Below are 19,269 nucleotides of genomic sequence, written 5' to 3' on the forward strand. Positions count from 1 at the left end.
TGAAGCTCGAGTGACAACTCTCTTCGATTGTTTACATAGTGGCCGGCTCGAAGAAACTGACTATTGGATTGTTGTATTCTCTGCTGATTTTCCACTGCCTCTCTACGCCATTCAGAGAGATCGCGCTTTCTCCGCTATCATAGAAGTCTTTCCCACCATGTGAATACTCGAGCGAAAAAGAGACTGTGATGGTCGCTTCCCTTGAATCTCTAACTACGTCTTTCACATTCAACGAGAAGTTAATGTCATCGTATAGGCCAAAAAAATCTGAATAGAACAATGCTATGCTTTCCTTTGGGAGCATCCTTCCCGAAGGACTTCCGGGAGTTTCGATCCACACCTCATCACTGTATAGCTCTAGAATCGAATCTTCTCGGCCTCTATTTATTTCTCGCTCAAGTCTTGTTACCACACTGTCCGGCTTCGCGAGTATGTACCCAATGCAACCAGAAGTAAGCATTATCAAGAATCCGATAGCTACTACGGCAAATAGAGCGCTTTTCTTTCGCAAATCGTCACCTCCCGGTTCTCTTCTGCTCTAATAATAACAGATTAACAAAGCCGATTTTCCATTCTTCAATGAGATGTAAAGACATAGGAGAGGAACGATTATCTTTCCAGAGATGATTCTCGAACCAAAAAACCTTCCTTCAGTCTTATAGATGTCTAGTCGTGTCTAAGGGATTTCTGAGGGGAGATACTTTTGAAAAGGATCAACATCGTCTATCTTTTTTTGGTTGCCTTAACAACTATTGCTATCTCTGCAACTTATCTGAATTTCAAAGGTGATTACACTGCAATAACGGCTGTTCCAAGTCTCGTTAGAAGAGGTGAGTCTTTCTCTGTTTCAGTACCTAGTTCGAATTATGAGAGGCCAATTCTCTCATACGTTAGAGGCGCTACTCTTGAACGGTTCTCAAGTGAAAGTAACTCTTCAGTCTTTACTTTTCGTGCTGATGACGAAGATGCAGTGATAGTTATTTCATTCTCGGGGCTCTTTAGAGCTCGTAAGAGTCTTTCCCTGGATTTCGAAGAGTTTATCGATAGTGATTCTGACGGCTTTCCTGACAAACTGGTCCTGGATTTAGAAGACGCCGAAAACTTCAGAGCATGGTTCGTGAACATTTCAGCCTATCAGGTCATTGAGTTTTCAAAAAGATGGAGCGATGAAGAAAGAGATTGTAGTGGATTGATAAGATTTGCAGCCAGAGAGGCTCTCAAAAATCACAAAGAGGAATGGTTCTTGGAGACTGCAATCGATTATGAACTCTGGCACGAGAAAACCGGTATTGACCTTCGAGCGATTCCGGATGTAAAAAAATACAACTATCCGGATATTCCCATACTCAAAGGGAAGATTTTCTTAAGTAATACCGGGGAGTTCACTTACTTCGCCGATGCATATAACCTAGTACGTAGTAGTATGATATTTAAGGGCAGGGATCTCAGCGTCGCAAGGCCAGGAGACATAATCTTTTTTCACCACCCCTCTCCATCAACTTTTCACTCGATGATATACACTGGTGATGGGCTGATCTATCATACCGGACCCCTTTCCGAAAAAGATTCTGGTGTTCTGAAGCTCTGGAGAATGGAAGATTATCTGAGAACAATGCCTTATCAGTGGTTACCGATACATAATAACGAAAACTATCTCGGGGTATACGCTTTCAAGTTTCTACCCCGGCAATAATGGAGGGTGAACGCGATGAGAAAGGCCTCAGTGGTTCTTCTAATAATTTTGTTTACTGGATTGACGGCAATTGCTTTCCAGATTCAGCAGTATGGATACAAGCTTGAATCATCTTTCCTCGAGCTGTATTCACTCGATTATCTACCAACTGTATATACTGACAGCAAAGACAGCTATATCGACATCAAGATATATGATCTTGATGAACAAGATCTAACCGGGGCTATAACAATAGGAGACGTTGGAATCTCAGGCGATCCTTTGTACGCTTTGAGACAGACGGTCAGTGAGAAGCAGAGAGTTCACTTTCCCGATGAAGCTCTCAAGGGCCTCAGACTGATTGTTGTTTCATCGCAGTCAGGTAGCGCTAAGCTCATGACAAGCTATCGGATGGTTGGTGCACAGCTACTTGCTCATGAAAATGGTGCTATGCTCAGACTCTGGAAGAAAGATGATTCAAACTTTATTGAGAGGTTTGCCCTTTACAGACTTAAAGATGGCGAGCTGATTGGACGGACAGAAAATGGAGTATTTGTCTTTGATTATCTACCCACTGTCGATGATGCAGTTCTTGTTCAGTCAGCAGAAGGTTCGATTCTCTGGAGACCTGGAGAGTATGATTACTACTTCTCATCGAAAGACATTTGTTTGACTTTTACTGATCGTCCTGCATATAAAGCAGGGGAAGTAGTGAACTTCAGGTCTTTCATAAGAGAGATTACTCCTGCGGGTTATAAAGTACCCGAAATTGACTCTGTCGAAGTCGAGATAGTTGATCCTTTGAATAGAGGTGTTTACAGTGAATTGTTAGAACCTGACAATTCGGGTTCCGTACGCGGGACGTTCCGAACTTATCCGGAGATTACGAGAGGTTCTTACAGGATTATTATCCGATGGGAAGGAAACGAGGACTACTATTACTTCCAGATTGCCGACTACAAGAAACCTACGTTCTTCACCACAGCAGAACCTACGATCGAGGCCTTCAGAAAAGGTGAGCCCATAACAATTAATGTCTCGTCTCAATATTATTTTGGAGACCCAGTCTCTCTAGGCAAGGTTGATTACACGATTTACAAGGGAAATCAGTATATTGACAACGGCTCGGCCCGGCTTGACGGTTTGGGAAATACGGTGATCGGATATGTCGAAGAGCTTGAGAGTGGATCATACTACGCAATTGTCACTGTATCGGACGATACCGGTATGCAATCGAGAAGTATGGTTGAGTTCAAGGTAGTTCAGGGGACTTTCGACTTCTATGTAGACTACAGATTCACGGACACAGAAGCCGTCGTGAAAATTGAAACGAAGCTGAACGACGAAACTCCGGTTTCAAAAGCATGCGAAATAAAGGTCTGGTACGAAGAACCCGTAATTCTTATGGTCAAGGATAAGCAGATTGAGAAGAAGTTGAGAATCAACATCTTCAACAAAGAACTTTCAACCGATAGTGGAGGAAAGGCTGAGGTGTTGATTGATCTTAGAGACGTACCGTCAGACACGGTTGTTTATTTCGAGATAAATGGATCGCCTTCGGGTGAGCCGGAAGTAGTGAACAGCTATTCGGTTTACACTAGCGGTTATTATGACTACTACGGATCTATACTGATAGATTCTATCGAGTCTGCTGTTCCTGGAGCTAAGGCGAAAGTCTCATTCTATACATCATCACCCATGGATTTATGGATTATTGCCGACTTCTCAGGTGATTTCGAACAGTTTCCGTTCATTTCGAGCGAAGGAAAGAACACTGTTGAAATTGAAATCCCCGAGAACTATGCATACGACAATTTCATGCTCTTTATTGTCGGATACAAGAACTATCAGATTGTACAGTCACAACTGATTGAAGTCCAGACGGCTTCGAGAGATCTGAAAATTGATTTACTAACCCAAGATAGGTATGGACCCGGAGATACTGTAAATATGAAGGTCCATGTAAGCGATGCTGAAGGAGATCCCGCCAGCGTTGGGCTTACTGTTGCTGTGGTTTCTCAGGCGATGCTTTCGCTATTTGAAGGTGACTACGATCAGTGGAAAGCGTCCTTGGGCAGTCCTTTCAATAGAGGGTTTAACACAGTTAGCATCAATGATCTATACTATTCTGCCTACCCTTCTATTGCTAAACTTGGTGACCTGCTTGAATCTCAGCCGCCTGCCGCTGAATCCAAGGTAACGGGAGGCGCCCCTCTTGGGATGGGCGATCTTGGTAGAGAAGACGAGAGCTTGACTTCAGACGTAAGGGCAAGAAAACTTTTCAGCGATAGTGCTTTCTGGTCAGTAGGAACTTTCACTGACGAAAATGGGATTGCTGAACTGTCATTTGTTGTGCCCGAGGACCTCGACACCTGGACAATCAGGGCTCTAGCTTCCGATCTGGACGGTGATTTCAGCTACGAGAAATCTAGCTTCGAAACCTGGAAGCCCATGACTGTCAGTAGCTTTCTTCCAGAGTTCCTAATTGCAGGTGACAAGGTTAATCTGGTTTTTTCGGTTAAAAACAATCTTGACTCGAGAATGCCCGTGATCACAGGATTCTATCTAGATGGAGAAGTAATAGAGGAGAAGGGGTCAACGATTGATGCTTTTGGAAGTCGATCTTTCACTTACGAGGTAGAGCTGCGAGATCTGCTGCCTTCGGAGAAAGGCGAGAAGCTGAAGGTCAAATTCGTTGTTGAAGGAAGTCGCGGGTCCGACGGAGTTGAATATGAAATACCTTTGAAACCAAGGTTTACGTATCTTCGGTTTGGAAATCTGGAGTTTCTCGATGGTAATAAGAACCTTGAATTTGCTGAAAACTCCATTGGAACTATCACCATCTCTTCCACAATCGATCCGATTCTTCTTGAGGCAATCAGATACCTGGTTGACTATCCGTATGGTTGTGTAGAACAGACAATGAGCAGGCTTCTTCCTGCACTGGCTGCTTCAAAGCTTCTTGAGGGCGCAGACGAGCCTTTCGTAAAAAAGGTATCAGTCGTGGTCAGTGAGGGACTCGAAAGGCTTTACGGATATCAGCATTACGACGGCGGATGGGGTTGGTGGAAAGATGATCGTTCGACGCCATTCATGACCGCTTATGTGATGCTGGGACTATATTTGGCTACGGAGAACGGTTATGACATAAATCGAGATGTGATTACAATGGGCTACTCGGCGATGAAAAGCTTGAACAAAGAGAACCCTGACCCCTTCCTGCAGTATGTAACAGTGCTCTTCAGCAGGAAACTAAGAGATCCAATAGGCTCTATTGTCGATTACAAAGAGGATGTAGCTTCTATTGTCTTGACCGCACTTTCCTATGAGACTCTCAATATGAGTGAAAAAGCATCTGCTCTTGTCGAAGAAGCAATGGAATATGTTAATCTCAATGCAGATGATGCGATACTTGGGGACAGTTTCAGCTATTTCTTCGACGATACTGTGGTTCTATCCTTGCTCTTGAAGGCATCCGTCGATCTGAAAATGCCTTCTACGACGATTGCAGAAATTTCCAAGAGACTGTTGAAAATGGGAAACGGTAGCTACTGGTATAGAACCTCATCAACTGCTATGGCAGTTCTTTCACTTTCATCCGTGAGCAATGTGCTTTCTGAAGAGGCCGAAGTGAAAGTGCTTTCGGAGAAAGGAGAAGTGATTTTCGAGGGTGATGTCTCCGATTCGATAACTATTCCCTTTGCAGGCAAGAACATCTTGGTCGAGAGTACGGATATGGTTGTTGTCTCAACAAATGGCGAGACAACGGTAGGGACTGAAGTGCTCGAGGCTGAAAACACTGGTCTGACTATCGAAAGGGTCCTTAGAAGGAAACTCGCTGTACCAATGGATGATACGCATGTCCTAACGACTCCTCAGATAGATTCGCCTTACGTGGTCTCTTCAATAAAAACGCTCTCTCCAGATGAAGTGGGTTCTCTTGAGATAAGTGTCTCAAAGAGCATAGAAGGGATGAAACTCGCAATTACTGAAGGGGAATTGAAGCTAGGCGAATACGGACTCGGGTTGAGGATTTACGAAGGTGATGTTCTAGGTATTAGCAATGGAGAGATAATCATTAGAACATTGGAATACGGCTACTATGATGCAGCGACTGCAGAGATTCACTCGGTCAAATTGGGAATACCCGAACCTATCTCTGTTGGTGAAACAATAATCTCTGAAATCCACATTGTGATACCAGATGACGTTCCGTATGTGGTTTTGGAAGACATGTTACCATCCACCGGCATTTCAGTCGAAGAGAATCTCGAGGCCGACATCCTGGGATACACGAAGTTCTACTACTATGACTACTATTGGTGGGGTTACACGTTTAAGGATGCAAGGTTCGATCGGATTTCCTTCTTCTTCAGAGATGGTGGAGAGTTTGTGACAAAAAGCAATTGGAGGATACTAACTAAGGGCGAATTCATTATCCCGGCAGTCCAGGCATGGGCGATGTACGATGGAGATGTTAGAGCCAATACGGAATCGGTAAAACTGATTGTTGAATGAAATTACTAATATTAGCGTCAGTCCTGCTACTTCAAATAACGGCTCTCTGCTTTACCAGCACATATGTGTCATGGGAAATGCCCGAGCTTGAAGATTACAGGAGTGCACTCGAAGAACTAACTGGAATGCACGTTGGCGGAACGTATCTTCTTCTAATTTCTTCTTCTGCCGGAGAGTTCTCTGAACTCTCCGGCATTGGCTACTGGTTTATTGCGGCAGCAGAAGGAAACACAATAATTGTGCAACCGCTAAGTTTGGTTCCCAATCTCTCACAGACACTTGCTCATGAAATGACTCATCTCTTTTTAAGAAAGTATCAACTGCCCTACTGGTTGGAAGAAGGGATGGTCTGCTGTATCACTGGTGAATGGATTGGCAGAGAAGAAATGCGACTCGATGAAGTGGAGTCCCTCGATTACGCGAAAATGGATTTCATGACGTATCGTTCATACAGTTTCACATGTTGGATCAAAGTGTCCGGACTTCTTCGCAACCGCTCTTTTGGCGAGCTGATTTTGGAGTATGGAGAAGGAGGTATTGACTAAATTGAGTGAAGGACCGTTTATTGAGTGGGATCTAGCAAAGCTCTATTCTTCATCGGATGATCCTGCCCTGATTAACGACCTGCGGTACGTGATCTTGAAAAAGGACGAACTGATGAAGGAATTCAAGGGAAGAATCGCAGCCGAAAGTATAGAAGCGTGCGAACTAAGGCTGGTTTTTGAAAAAATCGAAGAGGTAATGAGTAAATTCGCAAAGCCGTCAATGTTCGCATATTTGAGTCACTCAGTAACACCGGCCTTACCGACAATCCAGAAGCTGATCCGCAAGATCGACGATCTTGAGTCGCAGCTTGAAAGCGACCTCCTCTTTCTTAAACTGGAACTGTCGAAAGTCTCCGAAAATTACTTCTCAGTGTTGTTGGATTCACCAGAGTTAGCAAATTACTGCCATTATCTCGAGCTCATCCGTACTAATCGAGTTCATCTGCTCAGCGAATCGGAAGAAAAGATGCTTACTCTGAAAGAACTGACGGGGAAGAGAGCCCTGCTTAATCTCTACGATGAATTTACCTCAAGCTTCATATATAGATTGAAAATCGGCGAAGGCGAAGATGAGAAAAACTTTACGGAAAGCGAAGTCGAGACTATGAGAAGGGAAGAGGATCCCGAATTGAGAAGGAAGGCGTTTGTCAGTCTTTTCAAGAAATCAGAGGAAAACAGCATCGTCTTGACCAATGTTTACAACTCTCTCGCGAAGGATTGGGACTTGGAAGCAGCCAAGAGAGGTTATTCTTCTCCAATCTCTATGAGGAATCGAGAGAACGAAATCCCGGATGGGGCAGTGCAGTCTCTAGTCGATGTAACTACGAATGGGTACGCTCTTGTGCAGGATTACTACCGACTCAAGGCAAGGATTCTGAATAAGGAATCGCTTCTCCATAGTGATATTTATGCACCGATTGGCGATTTCAAAGATCTTTTCAGCTGGCAGGAAGCAAAGAGCATGATCCTCGAGGTAACAGGAAATTTCGATCCACGACTAAAAAGAACAATCGCCGAATTCTTTGAAGGAAACTTCATACATGGATCAATCATGCCGGGCAAAAGAAGTGGAGCTTATTGTTCATATGCATCACCGGAAATTCATCCGTACGTTCTCTTGAATTTTGGAGGCAAGATGAATGACGTCCTGACGTTAGCTCACGAGCTGGGTCATGGTCTCCATGCAGTGCTGTCCTCGAAGCAGACTATGTTGAACTACGAGACTCCTCTCACTATGGCAGAGACTGCATCTATCTTCTCAGAAATGCTGATGACCGACCATCTACTAAACACAACTTCAGGAAGAGAGGAAAAGATCTCCTTCATTACCGGTAGAATCGAGGAGATATTTGCGACTACTGCAAGGCAGAATATGTTTACGAGATTCGAAATAGAGGCCCACAAAAGAATATCGAGCGAATATCTCTCATTTGAGGAACTTGGAGAGCTATATTTTGACGAACTGAAGCATATGTTTGGTGAGACGATCGATTTTCTTCCCGAGAGTAAATATGAATGGGCACGGATACCACATTTCTTTCACACTCCATTTTATTGTTATGCATACAACTTCGCTCAGCTATTAGTAATTTCACTGTACAGGAAGTACCTTGAGGATGGAGATGTTTTCAAGAGAAAGTATGTGGCCTTGCTCGAGAGCGGTGGATCTGATTCGCCGGAAATTCTCTTGGGAAAAGCCGGAATAGACATCTCTAGTCCTCGTTTCTGGGAAAATGGAATCGACTTCATTCAGGAGAACTTTCTGGATAGACTGAGGGCAATGATTTAGGTCTGGCTTGAAGAAAAGAAAAGGTGTATAATTCCTGTGTTCATTATGATACAGGTTTTCTTTCGCATCTCTTCACGAGGGCTACTTAGGGGGCAAGAATGGCAAGAGATCTCACTCAGGGGAATATTCTGAAGAATCTTCTCGTGATGTCGGTTCCTACAATGATAGGATTCAGCGCCCAGATGATCTACGACATAGTGGATATCTTCTGGATTGGCCGCATCTCTGGCGAAGCAATTGCCGGGGTGACCATCTTCACCACTCTCTTCTGGATTGTCGACATTCTGAATTCGATTATTGGCCAAAGTTCAATTTCACTGATTTCTCAGAGCTATGGAAAGCGAGACCTTGAAGGATCAAGCAATGCAATCGAACAGACCATTACTTTCAAATTCATTGTGGCTTTGATTTCCGCTTTGCTGGTTGCGGCATTTCTAAAACCCTCACTTGGTTTTTTCACTACCGATCCGAAGGTCGTGACATCTGCGCTCGACTACGGTTATATTCGTTTGTTCTTCCTGCCGATGATGTTCTCTTCGTATTCTGTAAATACTGCGCTTAGGTGTATAGGCGATGCGAAAAGCCCCATGTACATAATGATGGTCGCAAGTGTACTAAATATTGTCCTTGATCCAATCATGATGTTTGATAGAGTACCTGGGACAGGGATTCCTGGATTTGGCCTTGGCGTCTTCGGCGCAGCAGTCGCAACGGTAATCGCGCAGACTGCATCGTTTTTGTTTGGCTTCTACATTCTCTTCTCTGGTAGAGAGGGAGTCAAGCCCAAATTGTCGAGGCTATTTCGGCTGGATCGAAACATAGACAAAAAGCTTCTGACAATTGGCCTCCCGACAGGCCTTGAAGGTTTTTTTAGGAATCTTGCAGCCGTTGTGGTCTTAAAATTCGTGGCGGTTTACGGTACCACGGCTGTGGCTGCAGTAGGTGTAACGGGCAGATTGTTTGGACTCGCTTTCATGCCTCTGGTGGGACTGAGTATGGGGGGATCCGCCATGGTGGGGCAGAACCTCGGAGCAGACAACGTCGGCCGGGCAAGGGCGACCGCCAAGACTGCTGCCCTGATTGGATTCTTTTTTATGTTTGCTTTTGCCCTAATCGCTTTTTTTGCCGGCGAGCTTGTGATCAGCATTTTTAACAGTGACCCAGAGATAATTAGCTATGGAGCAAGTTTCCTGAAGTATGGAGCTCTTGGCATTTCGGTTCTGGCCTATGGTTTCGGCCTTTCAGCTGTCTTTGGAGGATCTGGATACAATTTTCCCTTTGTCGTGGGTAGCGTTGTTTCAAGGTGGCTTATTCAGGTCCCGATCTTGATTATTGCCGTAACGGTAATGAAAGCAAGTATAGTGTGGGTTTGGCTTTCATATGTTTTTTCCGACATAGCCGAAGCAGCCATAATGATTCTCTATTACCTGAGAGGAAAATGGGAGAAGAGAAGAGTCTATTAGCCGGTTTTACAGATCTCATTTGCGTTGGTGAAGAGAAAAGTTAGTTAAGCATTTCACTAACTTTTTTTGAGTGTTCTCTTTTCTCCCAAACAAACTTCGGGCAATCTGCTATAATTCAGATGAACGGGTGATTAAGATGTCTGAAGTTTTGTATAGGAAATATAGACCGAGAAATTTCAGTGAATTGATTGGACAGGATCAAGTGAAAGAGATCCTGGGAAAGGCAATAGAAAACGATACAGTGTCCCATGCTTACATATTCTCAGGTTCGAGGGGCACAGGAAAGACTACGACTGCCCGAATTCTTGCCAAGATGCTCAATTGCCTCTCGGAAGGATCCTTAAAACCGTGTGGTGTCTGTGACTCGTGCAGGGCTATTGATTCTTCTTCCCATATGGATGTTGTTGAACTTGACGCAGCTTCTTACAGAGGCATAGACGAGATCAGGAAGATACGGGATGCCGTATCTTACAGGCCTGTTATGGGCAGGTTCAAAGTCTATATTATTGATGAATTTCACATGCTGACAAGAGAAGCTTTCAATGCACTTTTGAAGACTCTTGAAGAACCTCCCGAAAGAGTTGTTTTTGTTCTTGCTACCACCAATCTTGAGAAGGTCCCGGAGACAGTACTTTCTCGTTGTCAGATCTTCAACTTCAAGCCTCTTGACGAAAAAGACATTATGACTTATCTTGAGAAAATTGCCAAGGCAGAAGGGTTAGAATTCGATGAAAGGGCGCTTCGCTACATATCCAAGGCAGCTCACGGAGGTATGAGAGACGCAGTTAATCTTATGGAGAGAGTTATCGCTTTTGCTGATGATGTCAGCGAAGAGTCTGTTAGAACTACTCTAGGTATTCTTCCTGAAGAGGTCGTTAAGGAGTTTATTTCGGCCTTTTCATCTGGAGATCCGTCAATGATATTGAAGATGTCTGAAGATATTCAGTCCGGAGGATTCACTTACGAAGTCTTTCTTGAACAAGTAATAGATGAGGTAAAAGATCAACTTATACGAGAAACCAGCGGCGAGAGTTTCAATCTTCTATCATCTCTCTGGGAGATAAATCGTGAACTTAGATATGCCGAAGACAAGCGAGGCACTTTTGAAGTGATGACACTCCTTAAGAGCGGATTAGGGAGAGTGCGAATCAATCTCACCACTTCAGATGAACCGGCTTCGACAGACTCGATCGCTGTCAAGGCTGATTCAAAGAAATCTGAAGATTCTGATATGGTCGATGGCAAAGAGCTTACAGAGATACTGGAGCACCTTCGAAGGAACAGTTATATTCTCTTGTGGACTCTTCTAAGCCTTGCAAAAGTAAGACACACCAAAGAAGGAGAAGACTTTGTAATCGACACGGACAGTGATTACTCACAAGTGCTTCTTGAAGAAAGGCTTGAATCACTAAATCGAATTTCGACGGATCTTGTTGGAAAGAAGTTCTTTCTAGCCGATGATTCGGTCCGAGAGGATCCTTTTGGAAATCTCGATAAAGATTCTAGAGAGTACGTTGATGCAGTAATTGCCGGACTTGGTTTGAAGGATGATATTGACAAAGGAAAGATAAAGATAGAGCTTGAGGAGGAGTAATGATGGCAAAGAAATTTAGGGGCCTCGGTGGTAGGAACTATGGTGGTTCGAAAAAGGGTTCCAATATGGGCGAACTTCTGAAACAAGCCCAGAAGGCACAGGAAGAAATGGAAAGCCTTGAAGATACATTCAAGACAATTGAGGTCGCTGCTTCAGCCGGCGGCGGGGCAATAAATGTTGTTGCGACTTGCGATTATCGTATCAAATCGATCGAAGTCGAGCCGGAGATAAGGGAAGAGGATTATGAGATCATTCAAGATTTGATAATCGCGGGGATAAATGAAGCATTGGCCGAGGTAACAAAGAAGAGAGACGAAGAAACAGCGCGAATCACGGGAGGACTCAATCTACCGGACAATATACTTTAGGAGGTGTAACAGATGCACAGAGTAGCAATCAACGGTTTTGGGAGAATTGGCAGACTTGTTTTTAGAGAGATGGTGAAGCGCGGGGAATTTGAAATAGTTGCAATCAATGATCTGACAGATGCCGCAACTCTTGCTCATCTTCTCAAATATGATTCAGTTCACGGAAGGTTTGAAGGTTCAGTCGAGGCTAAAGAAGGAGCTATTGTAGTAAATGGCAAAGAAGTGAAAGTCTTCTCCGAAAAGAACCCTGCGAATCTTCCCTGGAAAGATCTCGGTGTCGAACTGGTAATTGAGGCTACCGGAGTTTTCAGAAATAGAGAGAAAACCATGCCTCACATCGAAGCTGGAGCGAAGAAGGTCTTGATCACTGCACCTGCAAAGGGTGAAGTGGATGCCACAATAGTACTCGGAGTTAACGACGATGTACTTAAGCCAGAAATGAAAATCGTATCCAATGCTTCCTGTACGACCAACTCGATAGCTCCAATCATCAAGATTCTAAACGACAATTTCAAGATTCAGAAAGGTTACCTTACCACCGTTCACGCATATACAAACGACCAGAAAATTCTGGATCTTCCGCACAGCGATTTGAGGAGGGCAAGAGCGGCTGCCGCCAATACAATTCCGACCTCGACTGGAGCCGCAAAGGCTGTAGGCTTAGTTATCCCGGAGCTTAAGGGCAAGCTGGATGGAATCGCCATGAGAGTTCCCGTGACGGACGGTTCAATAACAGATCTTACGGTGGTCCTGGAGAAGGAAACCACCGCCCAGGAAGTCAATGCCCTTGTAAAGAATGCCGCAGAAACCGGGCTCAAGGGAATTGTCGAATACACCGAAGAAGAACTGGTTTCTTCAGACATCGTGGGGACGACCGTTTCCTCGGTATTCGACAGCAAATTGACAGCGGCGATGGGCAACTTGCTGAAAGTCTGCGCCTGGTACGACAACGAATATGGCTATTCTTGCAGAGTAGTCGATCTAGCCAAGATAATGATGGAGATGTAATTCTGAGGATAATTCGACGGGGCCTTCTGGCCCCGTTTTACTGAGCAAAGGAGGATTAAGAATGTCTAAGACCCTAACTCTTAGAGATGTTGATTTGAGTGGAAAAAGGGTACTTGTCAGAGTGGATTTCAATGTGCCTCTGAATAAAGAAACTGGCGAAGTAAGTGACGATACTAGAATCATGGCCGCTATACCCACCGTCGAATACATTGTAGAAAGAGGTGGGAAGGCAATTCTCGTTTCTCATTTGGGCAGACCCAAAGGAAAGAAAGATCCGAAGTATTCGCTGGAAAGAGTAGCCGAGAGGCTTAGTTCACTGATTGGCAAACCAGTCCGATTTGTTCCCGATTGTGTCGGGGAAGCTGTGGAGAGAGCCGTTTCTGAGATGAGTGATGGTGAGATACTACTTCTGGAGAACGTTAGATTCTACCCCGAAGAAGAGAAGAACGACCCTGACTTCTCGAAAAAGCTCTCTTCGATTGCTGATATTCACGTAAACGATGCTTTTGGCACCGCACACAGGGGTCATGCGTCAAACGTTGGTGTGGCACGAAACTTGATCAGTGTACCCGGATTTCTTATGCAAAAAGAAATCGAGATGCTTGGAATGGCAATCGAAAGCCCGGAGCACCCCTATGTCGTAATTCTTGGAGGCGCGAAGGTATCCGACAAGATAGGAGTGATAAGCAATCTTCTTGAGAAGGCCGACAGGATTCTCATTGGCGGTGCGATGATGTTTACATTCCTAAAAGCTTTAGGCAAGAGCGTTGGCGACTCTCTAGTTGAAGAGGACAAGATAGATCTTGCTAAAGAGATTTTGGAGAAGGCCGAAAAGAAGAGTGTGGAGTTTGTTCTTCCTGTCGATACGATAATTTCCAGAGAAATCGCGGCCGGTAGTGAATCTAAAGTTGTCAGCCTGGAAGAAGGTGTACCGTCAGGTTGGAAAGGTCTTGACATTGGCCCATCCACAATTGAGCTCTTTGAAGGAAAGCTAGGCGATGCGAAGACCGTTGTCTGGAACGGACCCATGGGTGTCTTCGAAATTGACGATTTTGCGAAGGGTACGGAGTCAATTGCGAAGGCGCTGGCCTCTCTTAATGACGCAGTCACGATAATCGGGGGAGGCGACAGTGCTGCAGCAATTAACAAGTTCGGACTTGCCGACAAGGTCTCCCATGTGTCTACTGGAGGAGGGGCGTCCCTTGAGATGCTTGAGGGAAAGGATATGCCAGGAATAATGAGCCTCTCAACTGAGGCCCACAAAAAAAAACGTAGAATAATGGTCGCGGGGAACTGGAAGATGAACAAATCCCCCGATGAGTCACGGATGTTTGCGGGATTCCTTGCCTCCTCAATAGGAAATGAAAAAGTCGTGGATGTCGTTGTTTTTCCGGCGACTATATCGGTTCCCGGTGTGGCCGATATCCTGAAAGATACTGCTATAAAGTTTGGAGTACAGAATGTTTATCCGGCTGACAGTGGGGCCTTCACGGGAGAAATCTCAGTGCCGATGCTCCCAGATCTGGGAGTAGAATACGTGCTTGTCGGACACTCCGAACGCAGGCATATCTTCGGCGAAACCAGTGAGATGACCAACGAAAAGATCAAAGCGGTTCTTAAAGGCGGCCTAATTCCGGTCTTCTGTGTGGGAGAAACGCTGGAAGAAAGAGAATCAGGCAGAACAAATGAAGTTCTAAAGGAGCAGATCAGCAAGGGCTTTTCGGGACTTGATAAGAACGAAGCAGAAAGATTAATTATTGCCTACGAACCGGTTTGGGCTATCGGAACTGGAGTTGTGGCCACACCTGAACAGGCCGAAGACACTATGAAATTTGTAAGGGATCTCGTCTCTTCTCTTTACGACAATGATCTGTCGGAGGAAATTCGGATTCTTTATGGTGGGAGCATCAAGCCTGATAACTTCGAGCCTCTAATTGCCATGGAGAATATTGACGGTGGGTTAGTTGGGGGAGCCAGTCTGCTTGAAAGCTTCGTTCAACTGGTTGCCATCGCCAAGAATCACGCTTGATTACATTGATTTGACGGCCGCCCGACGGGCGGCTGTTTCGTTTTCTTTCTAAGCCGAGGTGTTATAATCTCAAAATAGGAGGTGTCGTTCTTGGATAGCTATCAGGAGCTTGAACTTGTCGTAGACAAGATGGTAGAGGAATTCAACCGTCTTAGAAAGGAAAACGAACAGCTCTGGAAGCAGGTTGAAGCAGAACAGAGAAAATCTGAAGAGTCTGAGCTCAGAATCCGGGAACTTGAACTCCGTCTTGAAAGTGAATCAAGGACAATCTCCTCACTTATAAAGAGAGTCAGAGGCAGCCTCGTTGAAGACAGCAAAAAAGCATAAGGAGTCGAGCTATGAAGCGATCAGTCTCACTTGACCTTGGAGAAAAGAAGTACACTTTTATTACCAGTGATCCACAAGAACTTGTGGATCAAGTCTTTTCTAAGATCACGGAAATGTACGATTCGTTAAAAAAGAACGAAGAAGAGATCGGCTATGAAAAAGTACTTGTGGGGATTTCGGTGAATCTTGCGCACGACCTTGTGAGAAGTCAGAATGAACTGCTAAGGCTTAAAGCAAAATACGAAGAGGTTCTTTCAGAATACTTCCAGGGACGTGACGGGGTTGAGAAGTAGGTTAAGGATAGGGATTTTCGATTCGGGGATAGGTGGCCTTACAGTTCTGAAAAGGTTATTGGAGGCTTTCCCTGAAGGAGTGAATTTTCACTATTTTGCTGATACTGCAAGGGTTCCGTACGGTTCAAAGCCAATTGAAACACTTCAAAGATACTTAAGAGAGATCTTCGATTTTTTTTCGCAGCTGAATGTCGATGCAATTCTTACTGCCTGTAACACCTCCGATTCCATACTCTCTCAAAGAGAAAAGTCAGAGCTCGGCGTTCCTTACTTCAGTATAATTGATCCCACAGTGAGAACTCTTGGAGAATCAGCCCCGAAAGAATCGACAGTCGCAGTTATTGCAACTGAGAATACTGTAAAGAGATCGCTTTATTTGAGACGGCTCTTCCACTATGAGAATCTTACTACCATTGTTCAGAGGGCCTGCCCACTTTTCGTCCCCTTAATAGAAGAGGGTATCTGGGAAGGCGAAATTGTTGATTCCATCGTAAAGTATTACTTGACTGATCTGGCTAGAACCGAACCAGACTTTCTGATACTTGGATGCACTCACTATCCGCTAATTAGAAAATCGATCGAAGCATTTCTGCCTTCAAAAACAAGAGTTGTAGATCCTGCGGAGTATATTGTCAGTGATTTCACTGATTGGGCGGAAATCTCATCAACCGAACCATCTACGGTAGACTATTACGTTAGTGGGAATATTCGGTTTTTTCAGGAAATTCTGAAGAGGTATCTTCGAAAAGAAGAGAATGTGAGAGGTGTTGGTCTAACCTTTGCGGGGATAACTCTGAAGGAAAGCGTTTGAAGTGAGTAGAACAGTTCTGATAGGAGGAGGTACGGGCCTATCAACTTTCGCTAGAGTGATTAAGGATTTCGACTCTTCTCTTACTCTGGTTGTTGCAGTGACCGACGATGGAGGAAGTTCGGGGATTATAAGAGAAGCTATGTTGATTCCTCCGCCGGGTGATGTCAGGAACAACATAATTGCTCTGGCCGATGACGAAGAGCTTCTGACCAAGGTCTTTTCTTACAGATTCAGGGCGCCTGCAATGGACGGGCATTCTATTGGAAATATAATAATCGCCGGTCTTACTGAGATGTATGGGAGTTTTCCAGAGGCAGTTGTTGCGGCATCAAATATGCTCAGCATAAAGGGCAGGGTTTTGCCTGTCGCCAATGATTTCGTTCATCTCGTGGCGGAGCTCGACGATGGATCAGTTATCAAGGGAGAGTCAAAAATATCGTCAGTAGGAAAAAGAGTGAGAAGACTATCCCTTGACAAGCCAGCTAAGGCTCTTCCAGAAGTAATCGATGCAATAGTATCTGCAGATACGATAATTGTGGGCCCCGGAAGCATTTTTACCAGTGTAGTTCCAAATTTTCTTGTTTCCGGTGTTCGAGAAGCATTCAGAGAATCGAGAGGCAGAAAGATTTATATCTGCAATATCATGACTCAACCCGGTGAGTCCGAAGGTTTCTCACTGGGCGATCACGTAGAGGTTGTTGAGGATTATTGCGGAGAAGCCTTTGATATGATTTTTTGGACGGAAGTGAGAGGTGTCGAGGCTTCGGTCTTGAAAAGATATAGGGAGAAGGGCTCCTCACCGGTCGAGAACGACATGCTTTTCGACAGACGGGTTAAGGTAATCGATGGAGCTACGACAGAGCTAATAGATGACGGAAGAACACGTCTCGTCGTGCGGCACTCGAGAAACAGTATTTTGTCTATTCTTCATGAATTGTGCTTGTTGGGAGAGAGCAGGATTTGAGTTATGCCGATAAACTCAAGGAAGAGCTATGCCATCTTCCTTTAGATGATCCGTCAGAATGCAGGTCTGAATACCTCGGTTTTGTCAAGTCAAGAGGGACTCTAAGACTTAGAGGCAGCACAGCTTTTCTCGTTATACCTCTTACGTCGATCACGAGTCTTAAAAGGCTATTCCAGATAGCAAAAAAGCTTTCTATACCAATTTTCGAGACTCAATTAATCGAAGAAATGCGTCTAGGTCGGAAAAGGGGTGGAGAGCTTAGCTTTCGCTTTGAAGAAGTCGAGGAGTTCCTTCGCAGAAGTGGGATTTCGGTCAGAGACGATTCCATCCCGAAACCGGTGAGAGAAGATCCGGTTTACTTCGGTGCGTTCCTCAGAGGTTTGTATCTGGCCGGTGGGTCCGTAGTTGACCCTTCAAAAGAGTATCATCTAGAGATAACTCTAGACACGACAGAAGCTTTCGTGAATTCTCTGAGAATTTATATCGCCGAGAATTTCAATATAAAGATCGGTGTTGTAAAGGTCAGGGAAAAATTCAAAGCGTATGTGAAATCATCACTTGATTTGATTGAGTTGCTGTCCCTGATGGGTGGCAAGAAGACCGTAACGAGGCTTTCGAGCGCTGTAGAAGTTAGGAAGATCAGAAGCGATGTGAGCAGAACCCTGAATTTTCTTACGGCGAATGCAAATAAATCAGGGCAGGCAATGGCGAAACACGTGAAGGCAATAAGGATTATAGACAAGAAACTCGGTATTGACAGACTAGACGAAGATCTTCGACAGATAGCCATTCTCCGAATAGAGAACGAAGACCTCAATCTAAGAGAACTTGGGGAAATAATGAATCCGCCAATGAGTAAGTCAGCAGTATATAATAGGTTGAAAAAGCTTATGGCATTGGCCGAAGAGTTGGGAGATATTTAGATGAAATGTCCTTTTTGTGGTGGAGATTCTACAAGGGTTCTGGATTCTAGACCGACCGATGAATCCACTTCCATTCGGAGAAGAAGGGAGTGCGAGAAGTGTGGTGCAAGATTCACTACCTATGAGAGGTATGAGAAACTCCCCTTCTTGGTGGTAAAAAAAGACGGCAGAAGGGAGAAATTTAGCAGGGAGAAACTTCTTAATGGATTGCTGAAAGCCTGTGAGAAGAGGCCAATATCTGTTGATACGGTCAATGGTATCGTTGAAACCGTAGAAAATGGGATTGTGAAGGCGGGGAAACACGAAGTGATCTCAAGTGAGATCGGCGAGATGATAATGACTGAACTTAAGTCTCTGGACAGAGTTGCTTACGTTAGATTTGCATCTGTTTACAAAGATTTCAGGGACATAGACCATTTCATGGATATAATTGAGGAACTCAGGAACGACAGAGATCGTTGAATGGAGGGATCCAGGTCGTGAAGAAGAAAGTAATTTACCTTACACAGGAAGGCTTCGACAGAATGAAAGAGGAGCTCGAGAGTCTTAGAAAGAAACTCATGTATGAAATTGCTGAAAGGATCAAGGAAGCCAGAGAGCTTGGGGATCTAAGTGAAAATAGCGAATACGATGAAGCCAAGAACGAACAGGGAAGAATCGATAGCAGAATAAAGCAGCTGGAAGAGATACTAAATAACGCTGAAATAATCGAGGACGACGGTGACTTGAGTACAGTGAAATTGGGTTATGTCGTTGAACTCCAGAACGCTGAGACAGGTGAGAAATCTCAATTTAGAATCGTCAACGCTCAGGAGGCCAACATTTTTGAGGGAAAAATCAGTTCCGATTCTCCTATTGGACGCGGAGTTTTAACTCACAAAGTGGATGAATTGGTAAGGGTAAAAACCCCTGCAGGTTGGGCGAAGTACAAGATTCTTACTATCGGCAAGTGATGGGGGTATTTT

17 protein-coding genes are annotated in these 19,269 nt (G+C 44.6%); 16 read left to right on the forward strand and 1 reads right to left on the reverse strand.

What is annotated here, in order from left to right:
- Nucleotides 1–31: 31 nt before the first annotated feature.
- A complete protein-coding gene (locus Y697_RS13760; protein WP_121552371.1) occupies nt 32–511 on the reverse strand; it encodes a nuclear transport factor 2 family protein in 480 nt (159 codons plus the stop codon).
- A 192-nt stretch (nt 512–703) separates the two neighbouring features.
- On the opposite strand from Y697_RS13760, the gene Y697_RS13765 reads away from it, so the two are divergent.
- The 16 genes from Y697_RS13765 (at nt 704) to greA (ending at nt 19,257) form a co-directional block, all read left to right on the forward strand.
- The gene (locus Y697_RS13765; protein ID WP_121552372.1) at nt 704–1,693 is read left to right on the forward strand and encodes a DUF1175 domain-containing protein; all 990 of its coding nucleotides are present in this window, start codon (nt 704–706) and stop codon (nt 1,691–1,693) included.
- Between the two features lie 15 nt (nt 1,694–1,708).
- A complete protein-coding gene (locus Y697_RS13770) occupies nt 1,709–6,190 on the forward strand; it encodes an MG2 domain-containing protein (protein ID WP_121552373.1) in 4,482 nt (1,493 codons plus the stop codon).
- Nucleotides 6,191–6,255: 65 nt separating this feature from the next.
- Complete coding sequence (locus Y697_RS13775; protein ID WP_259462581.1) at nt 6,256–6,735, forward strand: hypothetical protein; 480 nt, start codon at nt 6,256–6,258, stop codon at nt 6,733–6,735.
- Nucleotide 6,736: 1 nt separating this feature from the next.
- Nucleotides 6,737–8,524, forward strand: a complete 1,788-nt coding sequence (locus Y697_RS13780; protein WP_259462582.1) for a M3 family oligoendopeptidase — start codon at nt 6,737–6,739, stop codon at nt 8,522–8,524.
- Nucleotides 8,525–8,622: 98 nt separating this feature from the next.
- On the forward strand, nt 8,623–9,987 hold the full coding sequence (locus Y697_RS13785) for an MATE family efflux transporter (RefSeq protein ID WP_183083832.1): 1,365 nt from the start codon (nt 8,623–8,625) through the stop codon (nt 9,985–9,987).
- 136 nt (nt 9,988–10,123) lie between these two features.
- Complete coding sequence (gene dnaX / locus Y697_RS13790) at nt 10,124–11,581, forward strand: DNA polymerase III subunit gamma/tau (protein WP_121552376.1); 1,458 nt, start codon at nt 10,124–10,126, stop codon at nt 11,579–11,581.
- Between the two features lie 2 nt (nt 11,582–11,583).
- Nucleotides 11,584–11,949 (forward strand): YbaB/EbfC family nucleoid-associated protein, encoded by a 366-nt coding sequence (locus Y697_RS13795; protein WP_121552377.1) that lies wholly within the window; start codon nt 11,584–11,586, stop codon nt 11,947–11,949.
- Between the two features lie 12 nt (nt 11,950–11,961).
- Complete coding sequence (gap, locus tag Y697_RS13800; protein ID WP_121552378.1) at nt 11,962–12,957, forward strand: type I glyceraldehyde-3-phosphate dehydrogenase; 996 nt, start codon at nt 11,962–11,964, stop codon at nt 12,955–12,957.
- Nucleotides 12,958–13,018: 61 nt separating this feature from the next.
- Entirely contained in the window at nt 13,019–14,986 is a 1,968-nt protein-coding gene (gene tpiA / locus Y697_RS13805) for a triose-phosphate isomerase (RefSeq protein ID WP_121552379.1), read from the forward strand.
- A gap of 90 nt (nt 14,987–15,076) precedes the next feature.
- The gene (locus Y697_RS13810; protein ID WP_121552380.1) at nt 15,077–15,313 is read left to right on the forward strand and encodes a hypothetical protein; all 237 of its coding nucleotides are present in this window, start codon (nt 15,077–15,079) and stop codon (nt 15,311–15,313) included.
- Between the two features lie 11 nt (nt 15,314–15,324).
- Nucleotides 15,325–15,606, forward strand: coding sequence for a cell division protein ZapA (locus Y697_RS13815; protein WP_121552381.1), 282 nt, complete (start codon nt 15,325–15,327; stop codon nt 15,604–15,606).
- On the forward strand, nt 15,587–16,417 hold the full coding sequence (gene murI, locus Y697_RS13820; RefSeq protein WP_259462583.1) for a glutamate racemase: 831 nt from the start codon (nt 15,587–15,589) through the stop codon (nt 16,415–16,417). The genes Y697_RS13815 and murI overlap by 20 nt, the downstream gene beginning before the upstream one ends.
- 1 nt (nt 16,418) lies before the next feature.
- Nucleotides 16,419–17,381: a gluconeogenesis factor YvcK family protein gene (gene yvcK, locus Y697_RS13825; RefSeq protein WP_121552383.1), complete on the forward strand. Its 963-nt coding sequence runs from the start codon at nt 16,419–16,421 to the stop codon at nt 17,379–17,381.
- On the forward strand, nt 17,354–18,304 hold the full coding sequence (whiA, locus tag Y697_RS13830; protein WP_259462584.1) for a DNA-binding protein WhiA: 951 nt from the start codon (nt 17,354–17,356) through the stop codon (nt 18,302–18,304). The genes yvcK and whiA overlap by 28 nt, the downstream gene beginning before the upstream one ends.
- Nucleotides 18,305–18,766, forward strand: a complete 462-nt coding sequence (nrdR, locus tag Y697_RS13835; RefSeq protein WP_121552385.1) for a transcriptional regulator NrdR — start codon at nt 18,305–18,307, stop codon at nt 18,764–18,766.
- Nucleotides 18,767–18,783: 17 nt separating this feature from the next.
- The gene (greA, locus tag Y697_RS13840) at nt 18,784–19,257 is read left to right on the forward strand and encodes a transcription elongation factor GreA (RefSeq protein WP_121552386.1); all 474 of its coding nucleotides are present in this window, start codon (nt 18,784–18,786) and stop codon (nt 19,255–19,257) included.
- Nucleotides 19,258–19,269: the final 12 nt, after the last annotated feature.

This window comes from Mesotoga sp. BH458_6_3_2_1 (assembly GCF_003664995.1).
GTDB lineage: Bacteria > Thermotogota > Thermotogae > Petrotogales > Kosmotogaceae > Mesotoga.